This window comes from Flavobacterium sp. WC2409 (assembly GCF_041200085.1).
Classification (GTDB): Bacteria; Bacteroidota; Bacteroidia; order Flavobacteriales; family Flavobacteriaceae; genus Flavobacterium.
Genome location: NZ_CP165625.1, coordinates 2,708,478 through 2,735,215 on the forward strand (window position 1 = coordinate 2,708,478; position 26,738 = coordinate 2,735,215).

The window sequence follows — 26,738 nt, forward strand, 5'->3', positions numbered from 1 at the left end:
TTAAAAATGTTATTTTTGCTTAACCATATTCTTAATTTATGCATAAATCACACTCTTTATCATTACTCATCATTCTTTTCTTTAGTTTAAACGCCTATTCTCAGAAAAAAGTACTTATTGCGAAATCTATTTTGGAAGGTATTACTATTGACGGAAAAATTGATGAAGAAGCTTGGGCAAAGGATGAAGATATTGCAACAGATTTCGTAATGTTTGAGCCTGATAATGGGAAACCAATCAGCAATAATAAAAGAACCGAAGTAAAAGTAGTATACGATAATAATGCCATCTACGTCTCGGCGGTTTTATACGATAATGAACCTGACAAAATACAAAGGGAGATAACCAATAGAGATGTTTTTGGAGTTTCAGACCATTTTTCAGTATCTATAAATGGTTTTAATGATGGTCAACAAGACTTTCGCTTTTATGTAAGTGCAGCCGGAGTACAAATGGACTGTCTTGCAACCGAAGGTAATGAAGATTTTTCTTGGGATGCTATATGGGATAGCGAGGTCAAAATAACTGATTTTGGATGGGTAGTAGAAATGAAAATTCCTTACGCTGCATTGCGGTTCTCTGGAGCCAAAAAACAAGTTTGGGGTTTAAATTTTATGCGCGAAATTAAACGAGATGCCCAAAAATACACTTGGAATCATGTTGATACTAAAATTGGAGCCGTGATTACGCAAGCTGGAGTTTTGAAAGGTATTGAAAACATTAAAACACCAACACGTCTTTTCTTTATTCCCTACACTTCGGCGTATTACCAACAAGACAACTATACCTCTGACAGAACAGTGAAAGCTGGATTAGACATAAAATACGGAATTAACGACGCCTTTACTTTAGATGCTATTTTAGTCCCCGATTTTGGTCAGACAAAATTCGATAATGCCATTTTAAATTTAGAACCTTTTGAACAAAAATTAGATGAAAATCGTCCTTTTTTTACTGAAGGTACTAACTTATTTAATATTGGAAATATATTTTATTCTCGAAGAATTGGTGGAGCGCCAAGCACTTATCCATCAACAACTGATGCAGAAGAAGTCACAAACTATCCAAATTCTGTCAACTTAATCAATGCCGTAAAAATTTCTGGTAGAACCGAAAAAGGTTTAGGAATAGGTTTTTTAAATGCATTAACCGAAAAAACTTTTGCTACAATTCAAAACACTGACACCCAAGAAACGCGAAAAGAAGTTATTGAGCCGTTAACAAACTACAATATCCTTGTTCTAGATCAACGTTTCAATCAAAACTCATCAGTTTCATTTGTTAACACAAACACGACGCGTAATGGAAGCTTTAGAGACGCCAATGTTTCTGCTTTAGTATTTGATTTAAGTACAAAAGCAAATACGTATAATTTATATGGAGACTATAAATACAGTACCATAAACGATGTAGTTGATTATAATGGATACAAAACCTCTTTGAATTTTGCGAAAACGAGTGGGAAATACAGGTATTTACTCTCAGGAAAATACATATCAGAAAATTATGATGTGAATGATCTTGGAATCGTATTTTACACTAACTATCATAATGCTTACGCCAATGGAAGTTATAGAATTTTAAATCCTACAAAATATTTTAATACCTTTAAAGTTGAACAAGAATTGAATTTAGAAATTCAAAATACTACAGGAAAACTGCAAGAAGCCTGGTATAAAACGGTCTTTAAAGCGACTACAAAAAAGAACGATTATCTTGAGTTTGCCATTGTAGCAACTCCTGTTGAGACATTCGATTTCTACGAACCCAGAGTTGGAGGAAGATATGTACAAATACCTAAAAGAGTCACCTCTTATTTTGGAGTTGAATTTAATAAAAATAACGCTTTTACTTTTGACTTTACTCCAAGTATCGCTGTATACGATCAAAATAAAAGAATCACTTATGGAATAGCTGTAGGACCAAACTATAGATTCAATGATAAATTATCTCTTTCTTACATCTTAGATTATACTAATAAAAAAAATGACCGTGGCTGGGTAGGGTTTGAAAATAACGACATTATTTTTGGACAACGAGACAGAGAGATTTTGCAAAATGACATTTCAGGGAAGTATGCAATTAACAACAAAATGACCGTTAATCTTACTGCTCGCTATTATTGGTCCTACTCTGAAAATCACAAATTTTTAACTTTACAAGATAATGGCTATCTAACGCCTAATAATACTTATTCTCTAAATAAAAATAGAAATTTCAACTCTTGGAATTTTGACCTTGCCTACTCTTGGTGGTTTGCTCCAGGTAGCGAATTATCCATTTTGTATCGTAATTATTCTCAAGAAAGCGCAAGTATTGTCGAAAAAAGCCTTACCACTAATTTGAAAAATGTTTTCAATAGCAACATGACTAACATTTTATCAATAAGTCTGCGTTATTTCATTGATTACAATAGAGTTAAAAATAAATTTTAATATTTTTTTAATATAAACTGTAACAATAGACCCTTACTTTAGTCTACTATACAAACCTAATTAAAGTACTATTTACTATAGTTTTAAAATTGGTTTTATCTTTTTGTTTCAACATTAAACAATTTCATGAAAAATCAACTTTTGATATTTTTTTTAATGGCTTCTATTTTTGGCTTCAGCCAAAAAAAAGTCTTAAAAACGACATTTATTACTTCAAATAACATTATTATTGACGGTAAACTCGATGAAAGCATCTGGGAGACAACTCCCGTAGCTGATAATTTCGTTATGTTTGAACCAGACAATGGAAAACCAATTCCTGAGAACAAAAAAACTATAGTCAAAGTAATTTATGATAATGATGCTGTTTACATAGCCGCTACATTATATGATGACGAGCCCAATAAAATATTAAAAGAAATATCCAAAAGAGACGAATTTGGAACATCAGATTTATTTGGTGTTTTTATAAATGGCTTTAATGACGGACAACAAGATTTTCAATTTTATGTATGCGCTTCTGATGGTCAAGCTGATTGCATTACCACAGATGCAAATGGAGAAGACTATTCTTGGGACGCGATTTGGAAAAGCAAAGCTTTAATTACTGATTTTGGTTGGGTAGTTGAAATGCGCATCCCTTACGCTGCATTGCGCTTCTCAGGAGAAAACAAACAGACATGGGGCCTTAATTTTTTTAGAGAAATTAAGCGAGACCGTCAAAAGTACACTTGGAATTATATTGACTCTAAAGTAGGCACCTTTACACAACAATCTGGAGTTCTTGAGGGAATTGAAAATATAAAACCTCCTACTCGTTTATTCCTTTTACCGTACTCTTCTTTTTACGTCAATGCCAACTCGCAACAAAAAACAATTGGAACACTCAAAGGTGGGTTAGATATTAAATACGGGATTAATGATGCTTTTACTCTCGACGCCATCTTAGTTCCTGATTTTGGACAAACAAAATATGACGACAAAATATTAAATCTAGGTCCATTTGAACAGCAGTTCAACGAGAACAGGTCTTTTTTTACTGAAGGCACTGACCTATTTAGTAAAGGAGACTTGCTTTATTCTAGAAGAATTGGCGGAAGCCCTACGATTTACCCAACCACTACTGAAAATGAAGTAATTAAAGACAACCCTTCAAGCGTAAACTTAATCAACGCTTTAAAAGTTTCTGGAAGAACAAAAAACGGACTAGGAATTGGATTTTTAAATGCAGTTACCGAAAAAACGTATGCTACTATTGAGAACACAGTAAACAATGAAACTCGCAGAATCGAAGTGGAACCGTTAACAAATTACAATGTACTCGTATTAGACCAGCGCTTTAGAAAAAATTCGTCAGTTTCTTTTATTAATACTAACGTGACTCGAAACGGAAATTTTCGCGATGCAAATGTATCGGCATTGGTTTGGGATTTAAACACTAAGAAAAACACCTATAACCTTTCTGGAAATTTTAAAAGTAGTTTTGTAAATAATCTTGAGGATAAAAAAGGAATCGCTACTACTTTAAATTTTGCTGAGACAAGCGGCAAATATAGATATAGTTTTGGTGCAGATTTAGTAACAAAAGACTACGATAATAATGACTTAGGCATTAATTTTGAAACTAATTATTATTCGATTTACGGAAATGCTAACTATAGAATTTTAAACCCTACTAAACACTTCAACAGCTTTAGAATCAACTACAATATGTACACTCAGTTTCATAAAGAAACGGGTAAAATCCAAGGCAACAACATTAATTTAAACCTAAATCTGAATAACAAGAAAAATCATTATCTTGGTTTTGGAACTAATATAAGTCCTCTTGAATCTTATGATTTCTATGAAGCCAGGACGGATAACAGATATGTAATTCTTCCACAAAGGTATAATGCTTGGTTGTACATATCCTCAAATTACAATAACAAATTCGCATTTGATTTTAATCCTTATTATGCCATTTTTAATGAAACAAAAAGAAACACTTTTGAAGTTTCTTTAGGACCTAGATATCGTTTTAATGATAAATTTTCCATGAGTTATAACTTTTATTTCCAAAGAAAAAACAATAATAAAGGATTCGTAGACAGCATTGATGATGATTTAAACAGTAGAACACCCGAAACCATTATTTTTGCAAATAGAAACGTAGTCACGTACTCTAACACTGTTTCTGGAAAATACTCCATTAGTAGCAAAATGAATTTCGATTTAGCTGTTCGCCAATACTGGTCTTATGCTGAAAATAAAAACTTTTTGTCATTAGAACAAAACGGAAGACTAGTTGACTATACTAATTACACTACCAATAAGAACTCTAGTTTTTATTCTTGGAATTTTGACTTATCGTACTCTTGGTGGTTTGCGCCTGGTAGTCAAGTTTCTGTTTTATATCGAAATAATGCTGCTAATTTTGAAGATACTATCAATAAAAACTTCGAAAAGAACATTACGAATTTATTGAATAATGACGCATTAAGCCATACTTTTTCAATAAGTGTAAAATACTTTATTGATTACAATAGCTTAAAACGCAAATCATAAAACACATCAAGCGTAAGAAACAGACTTTGTTCTACAACAAAATCAACTTTATTTGTTAATGTTCCGTAAGGAATGTATAATAGTCTTTTAGATTAGTCCGAACATTTTTAGAAATACTTTATCTTTGTTTAAAATAAATCGAAATGAACAAAAAAGTTATACTAATGATTTTGGACGGTTGGGGAAAATCTCCTGACCCAAAAGTATCTGCAATCGACAATGCTAATGTACCCTTTATAAACAGTCTTTACAAAAATTACCCAAGCGCCCAACTTAGAACTGATGGCCTTCATGTTGGTCTTCCAGAAGGACAAATGGGAAATAGCGAAGTAGGTCATATGAACCTAGGTGCCGGAAGAATTGTATACCAAGATTTAGCTAAGATTAATTTGGCTGTAGCCAATAAAACATTAGCAAAAGAACAAGTACTCAAAGATGCTTTTCAATACGCAAAAGACAACCACAAAAAAGTACACTTTTTAGGATTAGTTTCTGATGGTGGTGTTCACTCTCATACCTCTCACCTACGCGGATTGATTGATGCCACACAAGATTACGGTTTACAAGAAGTATTTGTTCACGCATTTACTGATGGGCGCGATGTTGATCCTAAATCAGGAAAAAAATACATTCAAGATTTAGAAAACTATATTGCCAACACCACTGTAAAATTAGCTTCAGTTATTGGACGCTATTATGCGATGGACAGAGACAAGCGTTGGGAACGAGTAAAATTAGCTTATGATTTATTAGTTAATGGAAAAGGAACACCCTCAAAAAATGCTATAGTAAGTATTGAAAAAAGCTACCAAGATGAAGTAACGGATGAATTTATTCACCCAATTGTCATGGTTGATGATAATGACAAACCACTAGCAACTATTCAAGAAGACGACGTTGTTATTTTCTTCAACTTTAGAACAGACAGAGGTCGCGAATTGACCGAAGCACTTTCTCAACAAGATTTCCATGAAGAAAACATGCATAAATTAAATTTGTACTATGTAACTCTTACAAATTATGACGAAACCTACAAAAATGTAAAAGTAGTCTACAATAAAGACAACATTACCGAAACACTTGGTGAAGTTTTAGAAAAAAACAATAAAACTCAAATTAGAATTGCTGAAACAGAAAAGTATCCTCACGTTACTTTTTTCTTTTCAGGAGGAAGAGAAATTCCTTTTAGAGGAGAACACAGAATTTTACGAAACTCCCCAAAGGTAGCAACGTATGATTTGCAACCTGAAATGAGTGCTTTTGAATTAACTGATGCCTTGATTCCAGAGTTAGAAAAAGGAGATGTAGATTTTGTATGTCTTAATTTTGCCAATGGCGACATGGTAGGTCATACAGGAATTATGGAAGCGGCTATCAAAGCATGTGAAGCAGTTGATAAATGTGTCGAAAAAGTAATCACGACCGCTTTAGCTCACGATTATACTATTTTAGTAATTGCAGATCACGGGAATTGCGAAACAATGATTAATCCTGATGGAAGTCCAAATACAGCTCACACTACTAACCCAGTTCCTTTTATTTTAGTTGATAAGGAATTAAAAGAAGTTCACGATGGTGTTTTAGGTGACATTGCTCCAACAATTCTAGAATTAATGGGGATTCAAAAACCAGCAGTTATGACTCAACATTCATTGTTGTAAAAAAGCATATTAAATTTAAATATTAAAGGCTATTCTATTTGGATAGCCTTTTTTTATGTGAAAAATATTGTTTTTGATAGTATTACTATTATATTTGCACTAAATAATATTAGTTATGAAGGATTTGATCGCGTCTATTAAAATACAAGTGAACGAAAACATCTATGTAAAAGATCCAGAAACATCAAAATTGGGTAAAAAAATTATTCAAGAAAGTATCCTTTTGATAGACGCGATTGGTTTTGACAATTTCACTTTTAAAAAATTAGGAGAAAAAATTGGCTCGAATGAAAGCTCTATTTACCGCTATTTTGAAAACAAACACAAATTACTGGTTTATCTTTCTTCATGGTACTGGAGTTGGATGGAATATAAATTGTTTTTTGCCACAAATAATATTGAAGATCCATTTGAAAAACTCAAAAAAGCGATCACAGTTGTAACTGAAAAAATTGAGGATGATGAAAAAACAGAACACATCAATGAATTAATTTTAAATAAAATAATCATTTCTGAATTCACAAAAACACTTCATACTAAAGAAGTAGATGAAGAGAACAAAGTAGGGTTCTTTTTAATTTACAAAAGAGTAATTAATAGAATTGTTAATTTAATCATTGAAGTAAATCCTGATTATCCATTTGCAAAAAGCCTAGCTTCAAATATAATAGAAGGTGCACTCCATCAGCATTTTTTAAAAGATCACTTGACAACAATTACAAACTGTAATGAAAAAATAAGCCCAACTGACTTTTACATTCATCTTATCACAACTATTTTAAAAAAATAAAAAGGCCATGACTCCACTAAAACGCTTTTACAACTTATTAGCACTTGACAAAAAAGACATTACCCAACTATTTTTTTATGCCATTTTTGCTGGACTAATCAGTTTATCACTTCCCTTAGGCATTCAGGCTATTATTAATTTTATACAATCGGGTCGCGTAAGTGTCTCTTGGATTGTATTGATATTTCTAGTCGTAATGGGTGTAGCACTAGTTGGAATTCTATCTTTAATGCAATTGCGAATTACAGAAAACTTACAACAAAAAATATTTGTTCGTTCTTCATTTGAATTTGCCGTTCGATTACCTAAAATTAAATTTGAAGAACTGTACAATACCTATCCCCCAGAATTAGCCAATCGTTTTTTTGATACAATGACCATTCAAAAAGGTACATCAAAATTACTAATTGACTTTTCGGCGGCTTTACTACAAATTGCTTTTGGTGTTATTCTTCTATCGTTATACCATCCTTATTTTATAGTATTTGGAATAATGTTAATTATTTTGCTTTACTTCATCTTTAAACTTTCCTATAAATCAGGTTTAGAAACCAGTTTAAAAGAATCAAAAAATAAATATAAAGTAGCAGGATGGCTACAAGAAATGGCTCGAAATAATTATAGTTTTAGAAACCAACTCAACTTTGATTATGGTCTTCAAAAAAACGATCAGTTAGTAAGTGAATATTTAAACTATCGTGAAAAACATTTTAATGTTATCAAAAGACAATTTACTCAATTAATTATTTTCAAAATTATAATCACAGCGAGTTTACTTTCTATAGGCGGGTTTCTAGTAGTATCGCAACAAATGAATATAGGGCAATTCGTTGCCGCCGAAATTATCATATTATTAGTAATAAACTCAGTAGAAAAAATCATTCTTGGTCTTGAAACATTTTATGATGTACTAACCTCGGTTGAGAAAATAGGTCAAGTAGCTGACTTGAGTTTAGAAGAAGAGTTTGATACCGAAAATACTAATTTCTGCTATGCAGATATCACTTTAGAAACTGAAAAAGTAAAATTCAAATTTCCGGATTCTAAAAATACAATTCTGAATGACATTTCTTTGAAAATTGAACAGGGTGAACGCATTGTAATCAACGGAGAAAACGGCTCAGGTAAATCAACATTAATCCGAATTTTATCGGGACTAATAAAACCTACAACTGGAAGTTTTTACATCAACGATGATACATTCAAAAAAATCGATTTGAAACAATACCGTTCTCAAATAGGAAGTGTTATTTATGGCGAAACTCCATTTGAAGGAACGATCCATGAAAACATCACTTTTAACGATGACTCAATCAGTCAAGAAGATTTAAAGTGGGCAATTGACGGGCTACAATTAACATCCTACATTAAATCACTACCAGAAAGTTTAGAAACAAAAATTTTCCCGGAAGGAAGACAACTTTCATCATCGAATGCTCAAAAAATACTGTTGGCCAGAAGCATCATTCATAAACCGAGAATTTTATTTTATGAGGATCCAACCGACACTATGGATGAAAAAGTAGCCAATGAAACTATTGATTTTATTACTGCCAAAGAAAACCAATGGACCATTATTGTATCCTCTAAAAACCCTTATTGGAAAACTAAATGCAATCGAGAAATCATCATGCAAAACGGACGTATTCAACACGACTCAAAAACACTATAGGTTATGCTAAACATATCTGACAATAACAAAACGAATTCACCGAGTTTAAAAAAATTCAATACAATTAAAAACCTGAACTTGAATTCGAATTCAAAGATTTTAAACAAAATCATCGTCTTGTTTTTTATTTTGGGAATATTAATTCTATTCCTTCCTTGGACGCAAAACATCTCAGGTTCTGGGGCTGTGACTACTTTAAAGCCCAACCAAAGACCGCAATCAATACAAAGTGTTATCTCAGGTCGAATAGAAAACTGGTACGTGCAAGAAGGCGATTTTGTCAATAAAGGGGATACTATCCTTTTCATATCTGAAATTAAAGAGGATTATATGGACCCAAATTTAGTGGCTAATACTCAAAAACAAGTTAATGCTAAGAAATTGTCTCTGGAGTCATATGGTTCTAAAGTAAAAACCATGACAGGTCAAATTCAGAATATTGAAAGTGAAAAAAAACTAAAATTAGAACAAGCACAAAACAAAATCAAACAGTCGCTTTTAAAAATAAAAAGTGATAGTATGGATTTAGTAGCGGTAAAAACCCAACTTAAGATTGCAAATACGCAGTTTGATCGTGCCGTACAGTTGAATAAAGAAGGTCTTAAACCACTGACTGATGTCGAGGATAAAAAATTGAAACTTCAAGAAGTAGAAGCTAAAATTATTACTCAGGAAAATAAATTCCTAACTAGTAAAAATGAATATATCAATTCCAAAGTAGAAACCAACCGTATTACTGCTGAATACGCGGAGAAAGTATCCAAAGCACAAAGCGATCAATACACGGCTATGAGCAATCAATTTGATACCGAAGCACAAGTAAATAAATTAGAAAATCAATATGCAAATTATAGTATTAGAAACGGAATGTACTATATCAAAGCACCACAAAGTGGTTATGTAAACAGAGTGTTACAAGCAGGAATAGGCCAAACAGTAAAAGAAGGAACGCCTATTGTGAGCATTATGCCAGCACAGTACGACATTGCCGTTGAAACGTATGTTGACCCAATAGATTTGCCCTTAATTAATAGAGGGGAAAAAGTGAGAGTCTGGTTTGATGGATGGCCAACAATCGTTTTCTCAGGTTGGCCTGATGTTTCTTATGGAACTTTTGGCGGCAAAATTGTTGCTATCGAAAACTTCATTAGTGACAATGGAAAATACCGAATTCTAATTGCTCCAGACAAAGAAGAAGCTCCTTGGCCTAAAAAAATAAGTATTGGTTCAGGTGCCGAAACTATTGCCTTACTAGACACCGTGCCTATCTGGTTTGAAGTATGGAGAATTTTAAATGGGTTTCCACCAAATTATTATAAAACAGACGTAAAAACAGTTAAAGAAAAAAAATAATGAAACAACTTCTTATCCTTTTTCTATTCTTTGGATGTGTTGCTTTTGGACAATCCCCAAACGATAACTCTTACAAAGAGTTTACTTATAATGAGTTTTTGGGCTATGTCAAGAAATACCATCCACTAGTAAAAACAGCCAACTTAGAAATCAATAAAGCACAAGCTAATTTGATGATGGCACGCGGTGGATTTGACCCGAAAATTGAAGTTGATTTTAAAGAAAAACAATTTAAAGACAAAGAATATTATTCAATACTAAACAGCAGTTTTAAAATCCCTACTTGGTACGGAATCGAAATAAAAGCGGGTTTTGACAACAATGACGGAATTTACTTAAATCCTGAAAACACAGTGCCTAACCAAGGTTTAACCTCTTTAGGAATCACGGTGCCACTAGGACAAGGTTTGTTTATCAATCAAAGAATGGCCGATGTACGCAAGGCAAAAATTCAGTTGAAACTGAGCCAAGCTGAACGAAAATTACAAGCAATCGCTGTTTTGTATGATGCCTCTATCGCCTATTTTAACTGGAAGAAAACCTATAATGAAGTTAAACTATATGAAACCTACAGCAGCAATGCACAAATTCGTTTCAACGGTATAAAAGCATTGATAAAAGTAGGTGATAAACGTGCTATAGACAGTATCGAGGCTGGAATTAGCGTAAAAAACAGACTGCTTAATCTGGAGGACTCTAAATTAAAATTGAACAAAGCCAAGCTAGAGTTATCTAACTTTCTTTGGTTAGAAAATTCGATTCCGCTAGAATTAGCTGATAGTCTTATTCCAGAAACAGCTGTGGATGCTAGTATTCAAGAAACATTAAAAACAAATGATTTAGTGAATTCTGATTTCACATTGGACAATCACCCGAAAATTAATGCGCTTGAAAACAAAATCGAAATTTTGACTGTGGAAAAAAAGCTAAAAGCGAATATGCTACTGCCAAAAATTGACGTGGGTTATTCTTATATCGCTGAACCCAGTTATATTGACAACTATCAATTTGAAAATTATAAAATTGGTTTGAACTTTTATTTTCCTTTGTTTTTACGAAAAGAACGCGGGAGTTTGAAACTAGCACAATACAAAATTCAGGAATCGGAGTTTACTTTGAATCTAGAACGCGTGCAACTTTCGAATAAAATAAGTGCTCAAAAAATAGAAATTCAGTCTCTGGAAAAACAAAATAAAATTATTAAAACACTGGCCGAAGATTATACTGTGATGCTAAAATCAGAGGAACGCTTGTTTACTTTTGGCGAAAGCTCACTGTTTTTAATAAACAGTAGAGAGAACAGTTTGATCAGTGCTCAGCTGGCTTCAATAGCTTTAGAAAACAGATATTTTAACTCAAATGCTGAACTTTTTAAAATTATGGCCAATCCTGATTAAATAATTTAAAAATCGTACTTTTGCCAACTGAAAATTAGAAAATATGATTATAGTTAAATCCCGTGAAGAAATTGAGTTAATGCGCGAAAGTGCCTTAATCGTATCGAAAACATTAGGAATGATTGCTTCTGAAATCAAAGAAGGAGTAACTACATTACATTTAGATAAATTAGCCGAAGAATTCATTCGTGATCATGGTGCTGTGCCTAGTTTCCTTGGTTTATATGGTTTTCCAAACTCATTATGTATGAGTCCGAACGCACAAGTGGTACACGGAATTCCAAATAATACGCCTTTAGAAAGTGGTGACGTTATCTCTGTTGATTGTGGTGCATTTAAAAATGGATACCACGGAGACCACGCTTATTCTTTTGAAATAGGTGAAGTTTCTCCTGAAACAAAAAAATTATTACAAGTTACCAAAGAATCTTTGTACGTAGGTATCCGCGAATTTAAAGCTGGGAATCGTGTGGAAGATGTTGGAAATGCTATCCAAAAATATACAGAATCTCATGGTTATGGTGTGGTTCGCGAATTAGTAGGACACGGTTTAGGGCAAAAAATGCATGAAGATCCTGAGATGCCTAATTACGGAAAACGCGGTCGCGGAAAACTGTTTGTCGAAGGAATGGTTGTTGCTATTGAACCTATGATTAATTTAGGAACTAGAAATATCAAACAATTAAAAGACGGTTGGACAATCTTAACTGCTGATGGGAAACCAAGTGCTCATTTTGAACATGATGTGGCTTTAATTGATGGCAAACCAGAGATCCTTTCTACGTTTGCTTATGTATATCAAGCATTAGGCATTGTGAGTAATGAAGAAGATGAATTTAGAAAAGTGCCATTAGTTTTATAAAATATAAATCCGAATTTATTAAAAACTTATATGGCCTTAAATGTCTTATATGGTTTGTAAATAACTTACCATTTAAGACATTTAAGGTCATTGAAGTAAAACTTAAACTTTTTTACAAAGATTCTTGCGAAATAAATATGAAAAAACTATTCAAACTCGTACTCAATACCATCCCTCGTCCTATTCTTATTCGTTTAAGTTATGTAGCGAGACCTGTTTTGGCTTTGGCCTTAAAAGGAACTGCTTTTACTGATCCTATTGACGGAAAAAGTTTTAAAACTTTCTTGCCGTATGGTTATGGAACGCAACGAAATAATGTTCTTTCGCCAAGTACGCTTTCTTTAGAAAGACACCGTTTATTATGGTTGTACTTAAATGAAAAGACTGATTTTTTTAAACCTGAACTCGTTTCAGGTTCCTCTGTTACAAATACAAACAGAATTAAATTACGAGATACTGAAATGAATTCAGCATTAAAAGTCTTGCATTTTGCTCCTGAACAAGCATTTTATAAATTGTTTAGAAACCAAAAAAATCTAGATTACACCACAACCGATTTATTTTCACCTTTGGCAGATGTAAAAGCAGATATTTGTGATTTGCCTTTTGAGGACAATCAGTACGATGTTATTTTATGTAATCATGTTCTAGAACACATTCCGGATGACACAAAGGCCATGCAAGAATTGTATCGCGTACTAAAACCAGGCGGAATGGCTATTTTGCAAATCCCACAAGATTTGAAACGCGCGGTAACTTTTGCTGACGATACAATTACAGATCAAAAAAAACGTGCTGAAATTTTCGGGCAATACGATCATGTACGTATTTACGGTCGGGATTATTTTGATAAGTTAAGAAGCATTGGTTTTAAAGTAATCGAAGAAGATTACACCAATACAATTGCACTAGAATTAGTAGAAAAATACTGTTTAGCTAAAGGAGAAATCATCCCAGTTTGCTTCAAATAAGTAAAAAGGGGAAACTATTTATAGTTTAGCATGCTCTTTGATACGCTATTAGTATGGCTTAAATTCTTATATTTACATTCTAGCAACTATAGAAAACATGCTCTACTCTTTTTTTCGAAAAATAATATTGCTTTTTATAATCACCTCAGCTTCTGCTCAAGTAGAAACTGAAGTTGCTCCCCCATTTAATATCAAGACGGTTTCTTTTATCCAAAATAATCAAAATACAATTCCTGTTTTTGAATTGGGTAGTGGGTTTCAATTACAATTTGATGACTTATACGGAAATGAAGCTGATTATTACTATGAAATTATCCATTGTGATTACAATTGGGCACCTTCAGAAATACCAAAAAACGATTACTTACTAGGATTCGACAACCAAAGAATTCAAGATTACAGTAATTCTTTTAATACTTTACAGATATACTCTCACTACAATCTTTCCATTCCCAATCAATACACCCAACAATTACGACTTAGCGGAAATTATATATTGAAGATTTTAAATGAAAATAAAGAAGTTGTTTTTTCTAGAAAATTTATTCTTTACGAAGACTTGGTAACCGTTCCAATTCAAATAAAAAGAGCCCGAACAGTAGCCAATTTAGAATATAAACAAAATCTAGAGTTTTCTATAAAATCAACTACAATCAACTTTCAAAATCCCTTAAAAAATATTAAAGTAGTACTATTTCAAAATGACAAGTTGAACAATGCTATTAAAAATATAGTGCCTCAATATACGATAGGTAACGATTTAATTTATAAATACGACACGGAAACCCAGTTTTGGGCGGGAAATGAATTTTTATATTTTGAGAATAAAGACATAAAAGTGGCCAATAATAATGTAGCTCGTGTGGATTCAAGCACTGATATTTATGGTGCCTATTTATATACTAATAACGCCCGAACAAATTTCCCTTACTCTTTACGGGAAGATATAGATGGTCGTTTTCTAGTTCGTAATATCAATGCTGAAAATAATGAAATCGAAGCCGATTATGCATGGGTTTATTTTAGTCTTTCTGCACCTACTTTTAGAATAAACAAAGACATTTACATCAACGGGATGTTCAACAACTATAGTTTGGCCCCAGAATACAAGATGGATTACAATGCTAAAAAAGGGATTTATGAAAAAGCGTTGCTAATAAAACAAGGATTTACCAATTATGAATATGTAGTATCTGATACGAAAGGAAACATCGATTATGAAAATGCAATAGATGGAAATTTTTATCAAACCGAGAATAATTACTCCGTTTTAGTATATTACAGAGAAAATACCGATCGCTACGACAAGGTTATTGGCAAAGGAACCGCTAGTTCGATAAACATCATAAACTAAAAAACATTGCGAAAAATAGCTCTACAAAATCAAAATTTCGTAATTTTGTTGCTATTAAACACGTATTAAATACTTTAAGATGGTTTCTCAAATTACAAGAGGCATAAAAATTTCCGTTTTGACTAGTTTTGAAGGCACTTACTTCAAAAACTATAAGATTCATTTTGCCTTTAGTTACGAGATTACAATTGAGAACCACAGTAAGGATTCGGTTCAACTAACTTCTCGTCATTGGGAAATTTTTGATTCATTAAATGATATAGAAATAGTTGACGGTGAAGGCATAATAGGAAAAAAACCCGTTTTAAAACCTGGTGAGCTTCACACGTATAGTTCTGGTTGTCTTTTAGCTTCGCCTTATGGAGCTATGAAAGGGTACTTCAATATGATTAATTTCACTACTACAAAAACCTTTAAAGTATTTGTTCCTACCTTTAGATTAAGTGCACCATTTGCTTTAAATTAATCTATTTTGTTTCTTTAGAATATATTTCGTTTTTCTTATACTTTCTTTATCAATTTTTTAAATTATCCTTTGTACTTTTGTTGTGCAATAAATTATTCGCAACATTTAGTGCAATTATCTATCTTTGAATGTCTAATCTTATCTGTATTTAAACAGATTAAAAAATTACAATATCATGCTAAAAGGATTTTTTCACGTACCAAAAGCGGTAAACGAACCAGTAAAAGGGTATGCACCAAATTCACCTGAAAAAGCAGCCGTACAAGCAGCTTACACTAAAATGTGGAATTCTAAAATCGATGTCCCTCTATATATTGGAAGCGAAGAAATTAGAACTGGAAATACAAAAAACATGTCGGCTCCTCACGACCACAAACATATTGTAGGAACATACCACCTTGCTGAAAAATCACATGTTGAGAAAGCTATTGCTAATGCTTTAGAATCTAGAACAGCATGGGCAAACATGGCTTGGGAACAACGTGCAGCTATTTTCTTAAAAGCAGCTGAACTAATTGCAGGACCTTACAGAGCTAGAATCAATGCTGCAACAATGATTGCGCAATCTAAAAATATACACCAAGCAGAAATTGATGCTTCCTGTGAGCTGATTGACTTTTTACGTTTTAACGTAGAGTTTATGACTCAAATATACGGAGATCAACCAACGTCTACTTCAGATATGTGGAACCGTCTAGAATACAGACCCCTAGAAGGATTTGTATACGCGATTACTCCATTTAACTTTACAGCAATTGCTGCTAATCTTCCTGCAAGTGCTGCCATGATGGGTAACGTAGTGATTTGGAAACCAAGTGATAGCCAAGTATTCTCAGCACAAATTATTATTGAAGTATTCAAAGAAGCAGGAGTTCCTGATGGAGTTATCAATGTTGTTTTTGGTGATGCGTTAATGGTTACGGATACGGTTCTTGCAAGTCGTGATTTTGCAGGATTGCATTTCACAGGTTCAACTCATGTTTTCAAAGACATTTGGGCAAAAATTGGAACAAACATTCACCACTATAAAACATACCCAAGAATTGTGGGAGAAACTGGTGGTAAAGATTTTATCATTGCACACCCTAGCGCTAATGCGAAACAAGTTTCTACTGGAATTGTACGTGGCGCTTTCGAATTTCAAGGACAAAAATGTTCAGCAGCTTCTAGAGCTTATGTACCACAAAGTTTGTGGCCAGCGATTAAAGAACAAATTATCACTGATGTAAAATCAATGAAAATGGGTTCTCCAGAAGATTTTGGTAACTTTATCACAGCTGTTATTCATGAAGGTTCATTTGATAAATTAGCTGGTTTTATTGACCAAGCTAAAAAAGATGCAGATGCTGAAATCATCGTTGGAGGAAACTACGACAAATCAGTGGGATATTTTATTGAGCCTACAGTTATCGTAACAACAAACCCTCATTACACCACAATGGCAACTGAATTATTCGGACCAGTAATGACTATTTTCGTTTACGAAGATGCGAAATGGGAAGAAACACTGGAATTAGTAGATACTACATCTGAATATGCATTAACGGGAGCTGTTTTCAGTCAAGATCGTTATGCAATTGAAGTAGCAACCGTAAAATTACAAAATGCTGCTGGTAACTTCTATATCAATGATAAACCAACAGGTGCTGTTGTAGGTCAACAACCATTTGGTGGAGCAAGAGCTTCAGGAACAAATGACAAGGCAGGTTCTCCATTGAACTTATTGCGTTGGGCTTCTCCTAGAACTATCAAAGAAACTTTTGTTACTCCAGTTGATTACAGATACCCATTTTTGGGAGAATAGATCGCAAAATATAAAGGTTCAAAGTACTTTTAAAAATAACAAAACCCACAAGAACCAATAGTGTTCTTGTGGGTTTTTATTTTAAAGAAACTTTTTTGCCCGTTTCGGCAGCTTCGTAAATAGCTTCTATAATTCGGACATCCTTTATTCCTTCTTCTCCAGTAATATGACTAGGTAATTTTTTATTTTCTAAAATCAATTTTCCTATTTCATCAAGTTGCGTTTGCTGTTGATTTATTTCAGGGAAATTCAATTCTCCATTACTAGTTCTTCCTTTAAATGGTCCGTAACTTATAGCAGGACTTAATTCAAAAAAACCATCATCAGCCGATGCAAATAACCTATCAACTCCACAATTATTAGTACTAGCGGAGTTACTAACTGCTCCACTTGGAAAATTCATTTGCCATGTAATCGATTCTTCAACCTCGGCATATTTAATTTTATTAGTAATGGGGCCAAATTGCGCCGTTACCGAAATAGGTTCTTCACCCAGTATATAGCGACTCGCTTGAATGCAATAAATTCCTAAATTAACCAACGGCCCACCTCCCGACAATGCCTTTTTTTGATGCCAATCAATCGTATCGCCTGTATTATAACCTAAAGAAGTTTCTATTAAACGCACTTGACCAAAAACCTTTTCTTGACCCAATCGTTTCATCTCTAAATTATACGGTTCGTAATGCAAACGATAACCAACGGCTAATTGAACACCCGCTTTCTCGCAAGCGTCAATCATTTCTTGACAATCAGTAACCGTAACTGCCATAGGTTTCTCTACAATAACATGTTTTCCTGCCTTTGCAGCCCTAATCACATATTCCTTGTGCATCGCATTAGGCAAAACCACATAGACCAAATCAATGTCTTTGTTATGAATTATTGCATCAAAATTTTGATAGTTATATTTATTTTTCTCTGGAATATTGTATTTCTTACCCCAATCTAAAGCTTTTGAAGGTGTTCCTGTTACAATTCCTGCCAAACGACAATATTTAGAAACTAGTAATCCCTCGGCTAAATATCCTGCATAACGTCCCAATCCGATAAGAGCAATATTCAGTTTTTTTTCGTCATGAATGGCACTCTTATTTTCAGCCAAGCTCATAAATGAAGGCAATGATGCCATTACTGTTGTTGCCCCAACTCCAATACCAAAATTATGTACAAAAGTGCGTCTAGATATTTTTTTCATTGTTCTCCGGTTTTAATTATCAGCTAAATAATAAGACAGTTGAAACTTTCGAATGTTACAAAATTTGGATAAAAAAAGAAACCCTACAAAAACACAAAGTCTTTGTAGGGATAGTTATTTCTGAATTTAATTTTCGAATATAATGTTAATTCATTGTATTAAACCACAAACTTCAATGGTAAATGCACCACCTTCTTGGTTTCAAAGAATTCATCTTCAAAAAAGTCGGCTAAATTATATTCTGTTGCCTTAGGAAAATCCTTCAACTCTTCGGTTAAATCTCCTCCTTTAAGGTATAAAATACCGTTTTTCAATGCGTGTTTTTGTTGCTTTTTTATTTTGGTTTTCACCCAAGAAACAAAATCTGGCATATTCGTTACGGCACGACTTACGATAAAATCAAAATCTCCCTTTACATTCTCAGCACGCAATTGTTCTGCTTTTACATTTTTTAATTCTAATGCATCAACCACTCCTTGAACTACTTTTATCTTTTTAGCAATAATATCTATCAAAAAGAAACGCGTTTCAGGAAAAAGAATCGCCAAAGGAATTCCAGGAAATCCTCCACCAGTACCCACATCGAGAACAAAAGTTCCTGGTTCAAATTTCATTATTTTTGCAATTCCTAAAGAATGCAAAATATGCTTAGTATATAAAGCGTCTATATCTTTTCTAGAAATAACATTTATTTTTTCATTCCAATCGTGATATAAAAAATCCAATTTTGCGAATTGTTCTTTTTGAATCTCAGTTAAATAAGGAAAATACTTAATAATCTCATCCATCGTTCTAATTTTTTAACAAAAGTACTATTTTTAACTCTGAAATATTTAACTCAATTTTGCAGAGTTGAAAATTTTAATAATTATCTTTGGAACTTATTAGAATTACTTATGAATAATACTGCACCTACATTTGCAAAACAAGATAAACTGAAGTTCTTCAGAACACTTAATTCGCGGGTGAACAATTACTTCAAGGAAAACAACATCCAAAAAACAGGAAACTGGAGGCTTTATTTAAAAACGATAATTCTTATTACCGTTTTTCTTGCTCCTTACTTCTTGATTTTAACATTGGACATGCCTTTCTGGGCACATCTTCTATTGACCATAGTTATGGGAATAGGAATGGCTGGAGTAGGAATGAATGTAATGCATGATGGAAATCATGGTTCATACTCTAATAAAAGTTGGGTTAATAAATTTATGGGAGGAACCATTTATGTTTTGGCCGGAAATGTTCACAACTGGCAAGTACAGCATAATGTGTTACACCATACCTATACCAATATCCCAGGTCATGATGAAGATCTAGATGCAGGAAGAATCATTCGTTTTACAAAAGACGCAAAATGGCATAATTTCCACCGTTTCCAACAATATTATTCGGTTTTTTTATACGGCTTACTTACTTTTAATTGGGCTTTAACAACTGATTTCAAGCAAATGAGAAGTTACCTAAAAAGAAAACTATCTTATGGAGAAGCCAAGAGTCCAAAAATACTTTGGACCACATTAATTATCACAAAAATCATCTACGTTTCTATCTGGATTGTACTACCAATCGTTATTGGTATCACTTGGTGGAAAGTATTAATAGGATTTTTTGTAATGCATTATACTGCTGGATTAATACTTAGTGTAGTATTCCAATTAGCACATGTTGTAGAAGAAACGACTAATCCATCACCAAATGAGTTAGGCGAAATGGATAACACCTGGGCAATTCACCAATTGTTCACTACCACTAATTTTGCTCCAAAAAATGCTATTGTAAACTGGTACACTGGAGGATTAAACCACCAAATTGAACACCATATCTTCCCAAATATTAGTCATGTCCATTACGGAAAAATTGCGAAAATCGTAAAAGAAACAGCACAAGAGTGCAACCTTCCTTATTACGAATACAAAACAATGCGTTCAGCTGTAATTGCGCACTTTAAGCATTTGAAAGATTTAGGAATGAAACCAGAAATGATATAATGTAAAGACACAATTTGCGTCTCTACAACAAAATAAAACTAAAAACTAATCATTAACCTCCCTAAATTAAGACAGTATTCAGGGAATTCAACACTATTTTTAATGAATCCACTTTCAGACAGAATTAACAATCTAGCGACTTCACAAACATTAGCAATGGCTGCTTTAGCTAGAGAATTAAAAGCACAAGGAAAAGACATCATCAGTTTAAGTTTAGGGGAACCTGACTTTAATACACCTGACTTCATCAAAGAAGCAGCAAAACAAGCTATTGACGATAATTATAGCACTTATTCTCCAGTTGAAGGATACGGTGATTTGAAAGAAGCAATTTGCCGAAAATTCAAAAGAGACAACAATTTAGAGTACAAACCATCTCAAATTGTAGTTTCAACAGGAGCAAAACAATCTTTGTACAACATTGCACAAGTAATGTTGAACGATGGTGACGAAGTTATTTTACCTGCACCGTACTGGGTTTCTTATTTCGAAATCGTAAAATTATCTGGAGGAGTTCCTGTAGAAGTTCCTACTTCTATCGAAACTGATTTCAAAATCACTCCAGCACAACTAGAAGCAGCAATCACACCAAAAACAAAAATGATGTGGTTCTCAACTCCTTGTAATCCATCAGGATCTGTTTACAACCGTGAGGAGTTAACAGCTCTTGCTGCAGTATTAGAAAAACACCCTAACGTATATGTTGTTGCTGATGAAATTTATGAGCACATCAATTTCTCAGGAACTTTTTGTAGTATTGGTTCTATCCCAGGAATGTTTGACAAAACGATAACTGTAAACGGAGTTGCCAAAGCTTTTGCTATGACAGGATACCGTATTGGTTACATTGGAGCACCTGAATTTATCGCTAAAGCGTGTACCAAAATTCAAGGTCAAGTAACTTCAGGAGCTAACAGTATTGCACAACGTGCTACAATTACGGCAGTCGATGCTGATCCATCGGTTTTGAAACACATGGTTGACGCTTTTCATTCTCGTAGAGATTTAGTAGTTGGTTTATTGAAAGAAATTCCAGGAGTAAAAATCAACGTTCCAGAAGGAGCATTTTACGTATTTCCTGACGTTTCTTCTTTCTTCGGAAAAACATTAAAAGGTACTGAAATCAAAAATGCAATGGATTTATCTATGTACCTATTAGCCGAAGCTAATGTAGCTACGGTAACAGGTGATGCTTTTGGAAACCCTGACTGTATCCGTTTCTCTTACGCAACTAGCGACGAGATATTGAAAGAAGCATTAAAAAGAATCAAAGATGCATTAGCACTATAATAAAACATCTAAAAGTCTACAAACCGACTTTTATACATCTAAATACCTCAGGAAATTTTCTTGAGGTATTTTTTTTGGGCGTGACCCAAAAAGGGTCGTGCTATTCGCTGTATTCCCGATTAACAAAAACTACGGCTAAAAAGCCTTGTTTTTCTAAATCGGGAGATGCCGCTACTATCCCTCACGCGGATTGTGACTATAATAAGTATTATTAAGAAAATAATTTATGAATTGGAGGTAATAAAAATTGATTTATTTACTTTTACTATCTCAATAAGACAACAAAAACATGAAAATACTATTGCTAGGTTCAGGTGAATTAGGAAAAGAATTTGTAATCGCAGCGCAACGCATCGGGCAAACCGTAATTGCCGTTGACAGTTATGAAAACGCACCCGCCATGCAAGTAGCTCATGGATTTGAAGTTATCAATATGCTTGATGGAGTCGAACTCGATCGTATTGTAGCCAAACACCAACCTGATTTTATTGTTCCCGAAATTGAAGCCATTCGTACCGAACGTTTTTATGATTATGAGAAGCAAGGAATTACAGTAGTTCCATCGGCAAAAGCGGCTAACTTTACCATGAATCGCAAAGCCATTCGCGATCTCGCTGCTAAAGAATTGGGATTAAAAACAGCCAATTACCGTTATGCCACAACTGCCGAAGAACTGCAAAAAGGAGTCGAAGCTGTCGGAATGCCTTGTGTGGTAAAACCCTTAATGTCTTCCTCTGGAAAAGGGCAATCCACTATAAAAACCGAAGCCGACATTGAGCAAGCGTGGAATTACGCCGTTGAAGGATCACGTGGTGACGTGGTTGAAGTAATTGTCGAGGCGTTTGTAAAATTCAATTCGGAGATTACTTTATTAACCGTTACCCAAAATAACAATCCTACATTGTTTTGTGCGCCTATAGGTCACCGTCAAGAACGAGGCGATTACCAGGAAAGCTGGCAACCTGCTAGAATATCGGATGCAGCCTTGTATGAAGCACAAGACATGGCGGAAAAAGTAACCGAAGCACTTGGTGGTGCTGGACTTTTTGGTGTAGAGTTTTTCTTGGCCGATGATGGGGTCTATTTCTCTGAACTCTCCCCTCGCCCACATGATACTGGAATGGTAACACTCGCAGGAACACAAAATTTCAATGAATTCGAATTGCATTTACGAGCCATCTTAAGTTTACCGATTTCTGGAATTACACTTGAAAAAGCAGGAGCCAGTGCGGTAATTTTAGCTTCGGAAAACAGTACAAATCCAACATTTATTGGACTAGAAAAAATAGCCGCTTTACCAAAAACTGATTTTAGAATCTTTGGCAAACCCACATCACGTCCGTACAGAAGAATGGGAGTGGCATTAACAAATGACACCTTAGAAACCCCTATTGAAGAAATTGTAGAACGTGCCAAAGAAGCAGCCGCATTAATAGAAGTTCATTATTAAATTATTGCTTTGATAGTCGAAATCCCTTTGGAGTCATCGAAGTATTTTTCTTAAACAAACGCACAAAATAAGAGTAATCATCGTAACCTAATTTGGTAGCGATTTCGTTTATGGTTAAGTTTTTATTCATCAACATGCGTTTTGCTTCCAGAATTATTCTGTCTGTTATAACCTGAGTCGTTGTCTTTTTTAGGATTTCATTACAAATTCTATTGAGATGCTTTAAGCTAATATTCAGTGCATCTGCATAAAAAGAGGCTGCTTTTTCATCAATAAATTTTTTTTCTACTAATTGCCCAAATTGCTTGATTTTACTATTGTAGGCATGTACTTCAGGTACTACGGTCTCATTGTATTTTCGAGCCAATTCAATATGAATACAATCCAATAAATTCAAGATTTTGTCTTGTTTAAAAATTTTATTTTCTAAACTTTCCGCAAGCATCATTTTAAACAACGGCTCTAGTGCTATTGATTCTTGATCTGTTAATAAAATTTCTGATTTGGTGTTCACCGAAAAGTAAAAAGGAAAACTGTCTACGTCTTTTTGTCCAAAATAGAGATTGTACATTTCTTTTGAATAAAAAACAACAAAACCATCTACGTCTTCTGATAAATTCCAGTGATGCATTTGCCCTGGTTGCAAAACAAAAATACTTCCAGGTTGCACTTTAAACTTATCAAAATCCACCTCGTGACTGCCTGAACCAGCTGTAAAAAAGACTAATAAATAAAAATCATGCCGATGCGGTTTTTCTACAAAACTATGAGTCACTAAATGATTCTTAAACGTATTGATATAAAAATCACTGTTGACTGAATTGCAATTGAACTGTTGTATGTTGTAAATAGGGTATTTTTTCATACTGTACAAAATGTCTTTATTGTGCTATAACTAGCGAATATATAAAATAGCTAGAAGAGAATGATGGAATACCTTTGAAAAAAAAATAAAATGGCAAATTCACTTGTTCACATCCTAAATAATGAATGTCCTCACTGTAATAAAGGTAAGGTTTTCAATGAAAAAAGCATCTTTTTTAACATTGGGTTTCCAAAGATGAATCAAAGTTGCTCTCACTGCCACTATAAATTCGAGAAAGAACCCGGTTACTTTTTTGGCGCCATGTATGTCAATTATGGACTAACTGTTGCACAATCAATTGCGACCTACGTTATAGCCCAATTTTTCTTTGTAGAAACATTCGACTTACGTATTATTGCTATCATCGCCTTTGTAATCATAGCAATGGCTTCTTTTAATATCCGTTTTTCTAGATTATTATGGATTTATATGTTTAAAAATTATTCGTTATAAAACAAGCAAACGAATTTTATTAAAAACTATTATCTTAGCATCTGAAACCTTATAAGATGCCTTTAATACTTCAAAATATTGCAAAACACATCCTACTCACACCTGAGGAGCAACAACTATTTTTATCCAAAATTGAAGTACACCATTTTAAGGCAAAGACTATTTTACTGAACTCAGGAGAAATTTGTACCCATTCCTATTTTGTAAATTCTGGACTGCTGAGAAGCTTTAATATTAATGATAATATAGTAGAGCATGTACTTAATTTTGCCTGTGAAGGCTATTGGATTGGAGATATGTATAGTTTAATATCACAAAAGCCAGGAAATCTTTTTATTGAAGTACTAGAAGATGCTGAAATTGTTTTTCTTTCTAAAGAAAATCAAGAGCTATTATACAGCGAAATACCAAAACTAGAGCGCTTTTTTAGAATCCTAACCGAAAATTCATTGGTAGCCAATCAAGAGCGTTTAATGGACAACTTAAGCCTATCTGCTGAAGAGCGCTTTGAGAAATTTTGCAAAAGATACCCAACACTTATCCAAAAAGTTCCTCAAAAACAAATTGCATCCTATATAGGTGTTACTCCTGAATTTTTTAGCAAAATGAAATCTCGACTACTTAGAAAGTAGTTATTTACGGAACCCTTTTTATCCTGCACTCCTTTTCTTAATCTAGGTTAAGTGCTTTCCCCCTTCACTATTTGTAAATTTGTAGTATAAAAATCACTAAATTTATACAAGATGAAAAATACAGTTTTACATAAAGCGAATACAAGAGGACATGCTGATCACGGATGGTTGAAAGCTAATTTTAGTTTTAGTTTTGGAAGTTGGTACAATCCTGAAAGAGTACAATTTGGCGCACTTCGCGTTTTAAACGATGATATTATAGGAGAAGGAATGGGTTTTGGAACGCATCCACACGATAATATGGAAATCATCACTATTCCGCTAGAAGGTGATTTAGCACACAAAGACAGCATGGGAAATGCCGCTACAATCAAAAATGGAGATGTGCAAGTAATGAGTGCTGGAACCGGAATCCAACACAGTGAATTCAATCCTAATGCCGATTTAAAAACAAAGTCATTACAAATTTGGGTTTTTCCAAACAAACGCAATGTCACTCCTCGTTACCAACAAATCTCTTTAAATAAAGAAGATCGTAATAATAAATTACAACAAATCCTATCACCAAATCCAGAAGACGATGGCGTATGGATTCATCAAGATGCTTGGTTTCATTTGGGTAAATTTGACAAAGACAGTGTTGTTACTTATGATCTAAAAAAAGATGGAAATGGCGTTTATGCCTTTATCCTTTCTGGTAAGTTGACCATTAACGGACAAGAATTAGAAACTCGTGATGGTTTTGGAATTTGGGATGTCAATTCATTAGAAATAAAAATGACAACTGAGGCTGAAATTTTATTAATGGAAGTTCCAATGAAATATTAACTTTATAAAGTAAAAAAGAAACGATGACACAGGATATAAAACTAGAAGTAAACGATAAAAAAGGTTTTTTCTACATAGAAAATGAAGGGAAGCTTCAAGCTAAAATGACATTTATTTTTGCAGGTGAGCACCAAATTATTATTGATCATACTGAAGTCAACTCGAACCAAAACGGAAAGGGATTCGGAAAACAAATGGTCGAAAGTGCTGTTGCTTATGCACGCGAAAGAGGAATTAAAATTCTCCCTTTATGCCCATTTGCCAAAAATGTTTTTGATAAAAATACGACTTTAAACGACGTATTATAACATGGAAAATGTATTAGAGAATAACATTACTGGACATATTGGAACTCAAAAGTATTTCTGTACTATCACATGGCGAAACGGCAAACTTATAATGGATGAGCCCGATAGTATTGAAGGAAAAGATCTTGGTCCAGATCCTTACTCTACACTCCTAGCATCACTAGCAGGCTGTACGTTATCTACTTTACGAATGTATATTGACCGCAAAGGTTGGGATATTCCAGAAATAAATGTTTCTTTAAACTTTTACCAAGAAAACGATCCCGAGCTGACTACAACAATTTCACGCTCCATTAGTTTTTCAAAGGATATTGAAGAAGACATTAAGAAAAGGCTTTTAATAATTGCTGAAAAATGTCCCGTTTCTAAAATATTAAAAAACAATATTATAATCAATACAACACTATAATT

Annotated in this window: 23 protein-coding genes; 20 read left to right on the plus strand and 3 right to left on the minus strand. The window is 33.6% G+C overall.

Translation table 11 applies throughout. The features are described from left to right. Positions 1-38: 38 nt before the first annotated feature. The 12 genes from AB3G34_RS11680 to pruA all read left to right on the plus strand — a co-directional run bounded on the left by AB3G34_RS11680 (position 39) and on the right by pruA (position 17,312). Positions 39-2,435, plus strand: coding sequence for a DUF5916 domain-containing protein (locus AB3G34_RS11680; protein ID WP_369752540.1), 2,397 nt, complete (start codon positions 39-41; stop codon positions 2,433-2,435). 126 nt (positions 2,436-2,561) lie between these two features. Beyond that, the gene (locus tag AB3G34_RS11685; protein WP_369752541.1) at positions 2,562-4,982 is read left to right on the plus strand and encodes a DUF5916 domain-containing protein; all 2,421 of its coding nucleotides are present in this window, start codon (positions 2,562-2,564) and stop codon (positions 4,980-4,982) included. Positions 4,983-5,125: 143 nt separating this feature from the next. Further along, positions 5,126-6,643 carry a 2,3-bisphosphoglycerate-independent phosphoglycerate mutase gene (gene gpmI / locus AB3G34_RS11690; protein WP_367755136.1) on the plus strand — a complete coding sequence of 506 codons (1,518 nt, stop codon included), beginning with the start codon at positions 5,126-5,128 and terminating at the stop codon, positions 6,641-6,643. Between the two features lie 115 nt (positions 6,644-6,758). Next, entirely contained in the window at positions 6,759-7,433 is a 675-nt protein-coding gene (locus AB3G34_RS11695) for a TetR/AcrR family transcriptional regulator (protein ID WP_367772003.1), read from the plus strand. A gap of 7 nt (positions 7,434-7,440) precedes the next feature. After that, positions 7,441-9,105, plus strand: coding sequence for a peptidase domain-containing ABC transporter (locus AB3G34_RS11700; protein WP_367772005.1), 1,665 nt, complete (start codon positions 7,441-7,443; stop codon positions 9,103-9,105). Between the two features lie 3 nt (positions 9,106-9,108). Next, positions 9,109-10,458, plus strand: coding sequence for an HlyD family secretion protein (locus AB3G34_RS11705; RefSeq protein ID WP_367755142.1), 1,350 nt, complete (start codon positions 9,109-9,111; stop codon positions 10,456-10,458). After that, a complete protein-coding gene (locus AB3G34_RS11710) occupies positions 10,458-11,855 on the plus strand; it encodes a TolC family protein (RefSeq protein ID WP_369752542.1) in 1,398 nt (465 codons plus the stop codon). Before AB3G34_RS11705 ends, AB3G34_RS11710 begins: the two co-directional genes overlap by 1 nt. A 43-nt stretch (positions 11,856-11,898) precedes the next feature. Further along, complete coding sequence (map, locus tag AB3G34_RS11715) at positions 11,899-12,717, plus strand: type I methionyl aminopeptidase (RefSeq protein WP_367755146.1); 819 nt, start codon at positions 11,899-11,901, stop codon at positions 12,715-12,717. Between the two features lie 137 nt (positions 12,718-12,854). Further along, positions 12,855-13,688 carry a class I SAM-dependent methyltransferase gene (locus AB3G34_RS11720; protein WP_367772008.1) on the plus strand — a complete coding sequence of 278 codons (834 nt, stop codon included), beginning with the start codon at positions 12,855-12,857 and terminating at the stop codon, positions 13,686-13,688. A gap of 97 nt (positions 13,689-13,785) precedes the next feature. Beyond that, a complete protein-coding gene (locus AB3G34_RS11725) occupies positions 13,786-15,042 on the plus strand; it encodes a DUF5103 domain-containing protein (RefSeq protein WP_367772009.1) in 1,257 nt (418 codons plus the stop codon). A gap of 79 nt (positions 15,043-15,121) precedes the next feature. Then, on the plus strand, positions 15,122-15,508 hold the full coding sequence (gene apaG, locus AB3G34_RS11730) for a Co2+/Mg2+ efflux protein ApaG (protein ID WP_367755152.1): 387 nt from the start codon (positions 15,122-15,124) through the stop codon (positions 15,506-15,508). A 175-nt stretch (positions 15,509-15,683) separates the two neighbouring features. Beyond that, a complete protein-coding gene (pruA, locus tag AB3G34_RS11735; RefSeq protein ID WP_367772012.1) occupies positions 15,684-17,312 on the plus strand; it encodes an L-glutamate gamma-semialdehyde dehydrogenase in 1,629 nt (542 codons plus the stop codon). A 76-nt stretch (positions 17,313-17,388) separates the two neighbouring features. On the opposite strand, the gene AB3G34_RS11740 is transcribed toward pruA, so the two are convergent. Together AB3G34_RS11740 and rsmG are read right to left on the minus strand one after the other, a co-directional pair. Further along, complete coding sequence (locus tag AB3G34_RS11740; RefSeq protein ID WP_369752543.1) at positions 17,389-18,510, minus strand: Gfo/Idh/MocA family protein; 1,122 nt, start codon at positions 18,508-18,510, stop codon at positions 17,389-17,391. Between the two features lie 158 nt (positions 18,511-18,668). Continuing rightward, complete coding sequence (gene rsmG / locus AB3G34_RS11745) at positions 18,669-19,298, minus strand: 16S rRNA (guanine(527)-N(7))-methyltransferase RsmG (protein ID WP_369752544.1); 630 nt, start codon at positions 19,296-19,298, stop codon at positions 18,669-18,671. A 108-nt stretch (positions 19,299-19,406) separates the two neighbouring features. Here rsmG and AB3G34_RS11750 point away from each other — a divergent pair, with 108 nt between their 5' ends. From AB3G34_RS11750 to purT, 3 genes are all read left to right on the plus strand, one after another. Further along, on the plus strand, positions 19,407-20,501 hold the full coding sequence (locus tag AB3G34_RS11750) for a fatty acid desaturase (protein ID WP_369752545.1): 1,095 nt from the start codon (positions 19,407-19,409) through the stop codon (positions 20,499-20,501). Positions 20,502-20,603: 102 nt separating this feature from the next. Beyond that, positions 20,604-21,791, plus strand: a complete 1,188-nt coding sequence (locus tag AB3G34_RS11755) for a pyridoxal phosphate-dependent aminotransferase (protein ID WP_367772017.1) — start codon at positions 20,604-20,606, stop codon at positions 21,789-21,791. Positions 21,792-22,080: 289 nt separating this feature from the next. Continuing rightward, entirely contained in the window at positions 22,081-23,241 is a 1,161-nt protein-coding gene (gene purT / locus AB3G34_RS11760; protein ID WP_369752546.1) for a formate-dependent phosphoribosylglycinamide formyltransferase, read from the plus strand. 1 nt (position 23,242) lies between these two features. Here the strand turns inward: purT and AB3G34_RS11765 are convergent, their stop codons facing one another. Next, positions 23,243-24,106, minus strand: coding sequence for an AraC family transcriptional regulator (locus AB3G34_RS11765; protein WP_369752547.1), 864 nt, complete (start codon positions 24,104-24,106; stop codon positions 23,243-23,245). Between the two features lie 90 nt (positions 24,107-24,196). On the opposite strand from AB3G34_RS11765, the gene AB3G34_RS11770 reads away from it, so the two are divergent. From AB3G34_RS11770 to AB3G34_RS11790, 5 genes are all read left to right on the plus strand, one after another. Next, entirely contained in the window at positions 24,197-24,559 is a 363-nt protein-coding gene (locus AB3G34_RS11770; protein WP_367755168.1) for a DUF983 domain-containing protein, read from the plus strand. A 56-nt stretch (positions 24,560-24,615) separates the two neighbouring features. After that, a complete protein-coding gene (locus AB3G34_RS11775) occupies positions 24,616-25,191 on the plus strand; it encodes a Crp/Fnr family transcriptional regulator (RefSeq protein ID WP_369752548.1) in 576 nt (191 codons plus the stop codon). Positions 25,192-25,302: 111 nt separating this feature from the next. Beyond that, the gene (locus AB3G34_RS11780) at positions 25,303-26,019 is read left to right on the plus strand and encodes a pirin family protein (protein WP_367772024.1); all 717 of its coding nucleotides are present in this window, start codon (positions 25,303-25,305) and stop codon (positions 26,017-26,019) included. 23 nt (positions 26,020-26,042) lie between these two features. After that, positions 26,043-26,327, plus strand: coding sequence for a GNAT family N-acetyltransferase (locus AB3G34_RS11785; RefSeq protein ID WP_367755174.1), 285 nt, complete (start codon positions 26,043-26,045; stop codon positions 26,325-26,327). Between the two features lies 1 nt (position 26,328). After that, positions 26,329-26,736, plus strand: coding sequence for an OsmC family protein (locus AB3G34_RS11790; RefSeq protein WP_367755176.1), 408 nt, complete (start codon positions 26,329-26,331; stop codon positions 26,734-26,736). Positions 26,737-26,738: the final 2 nt, after the last annotated feature.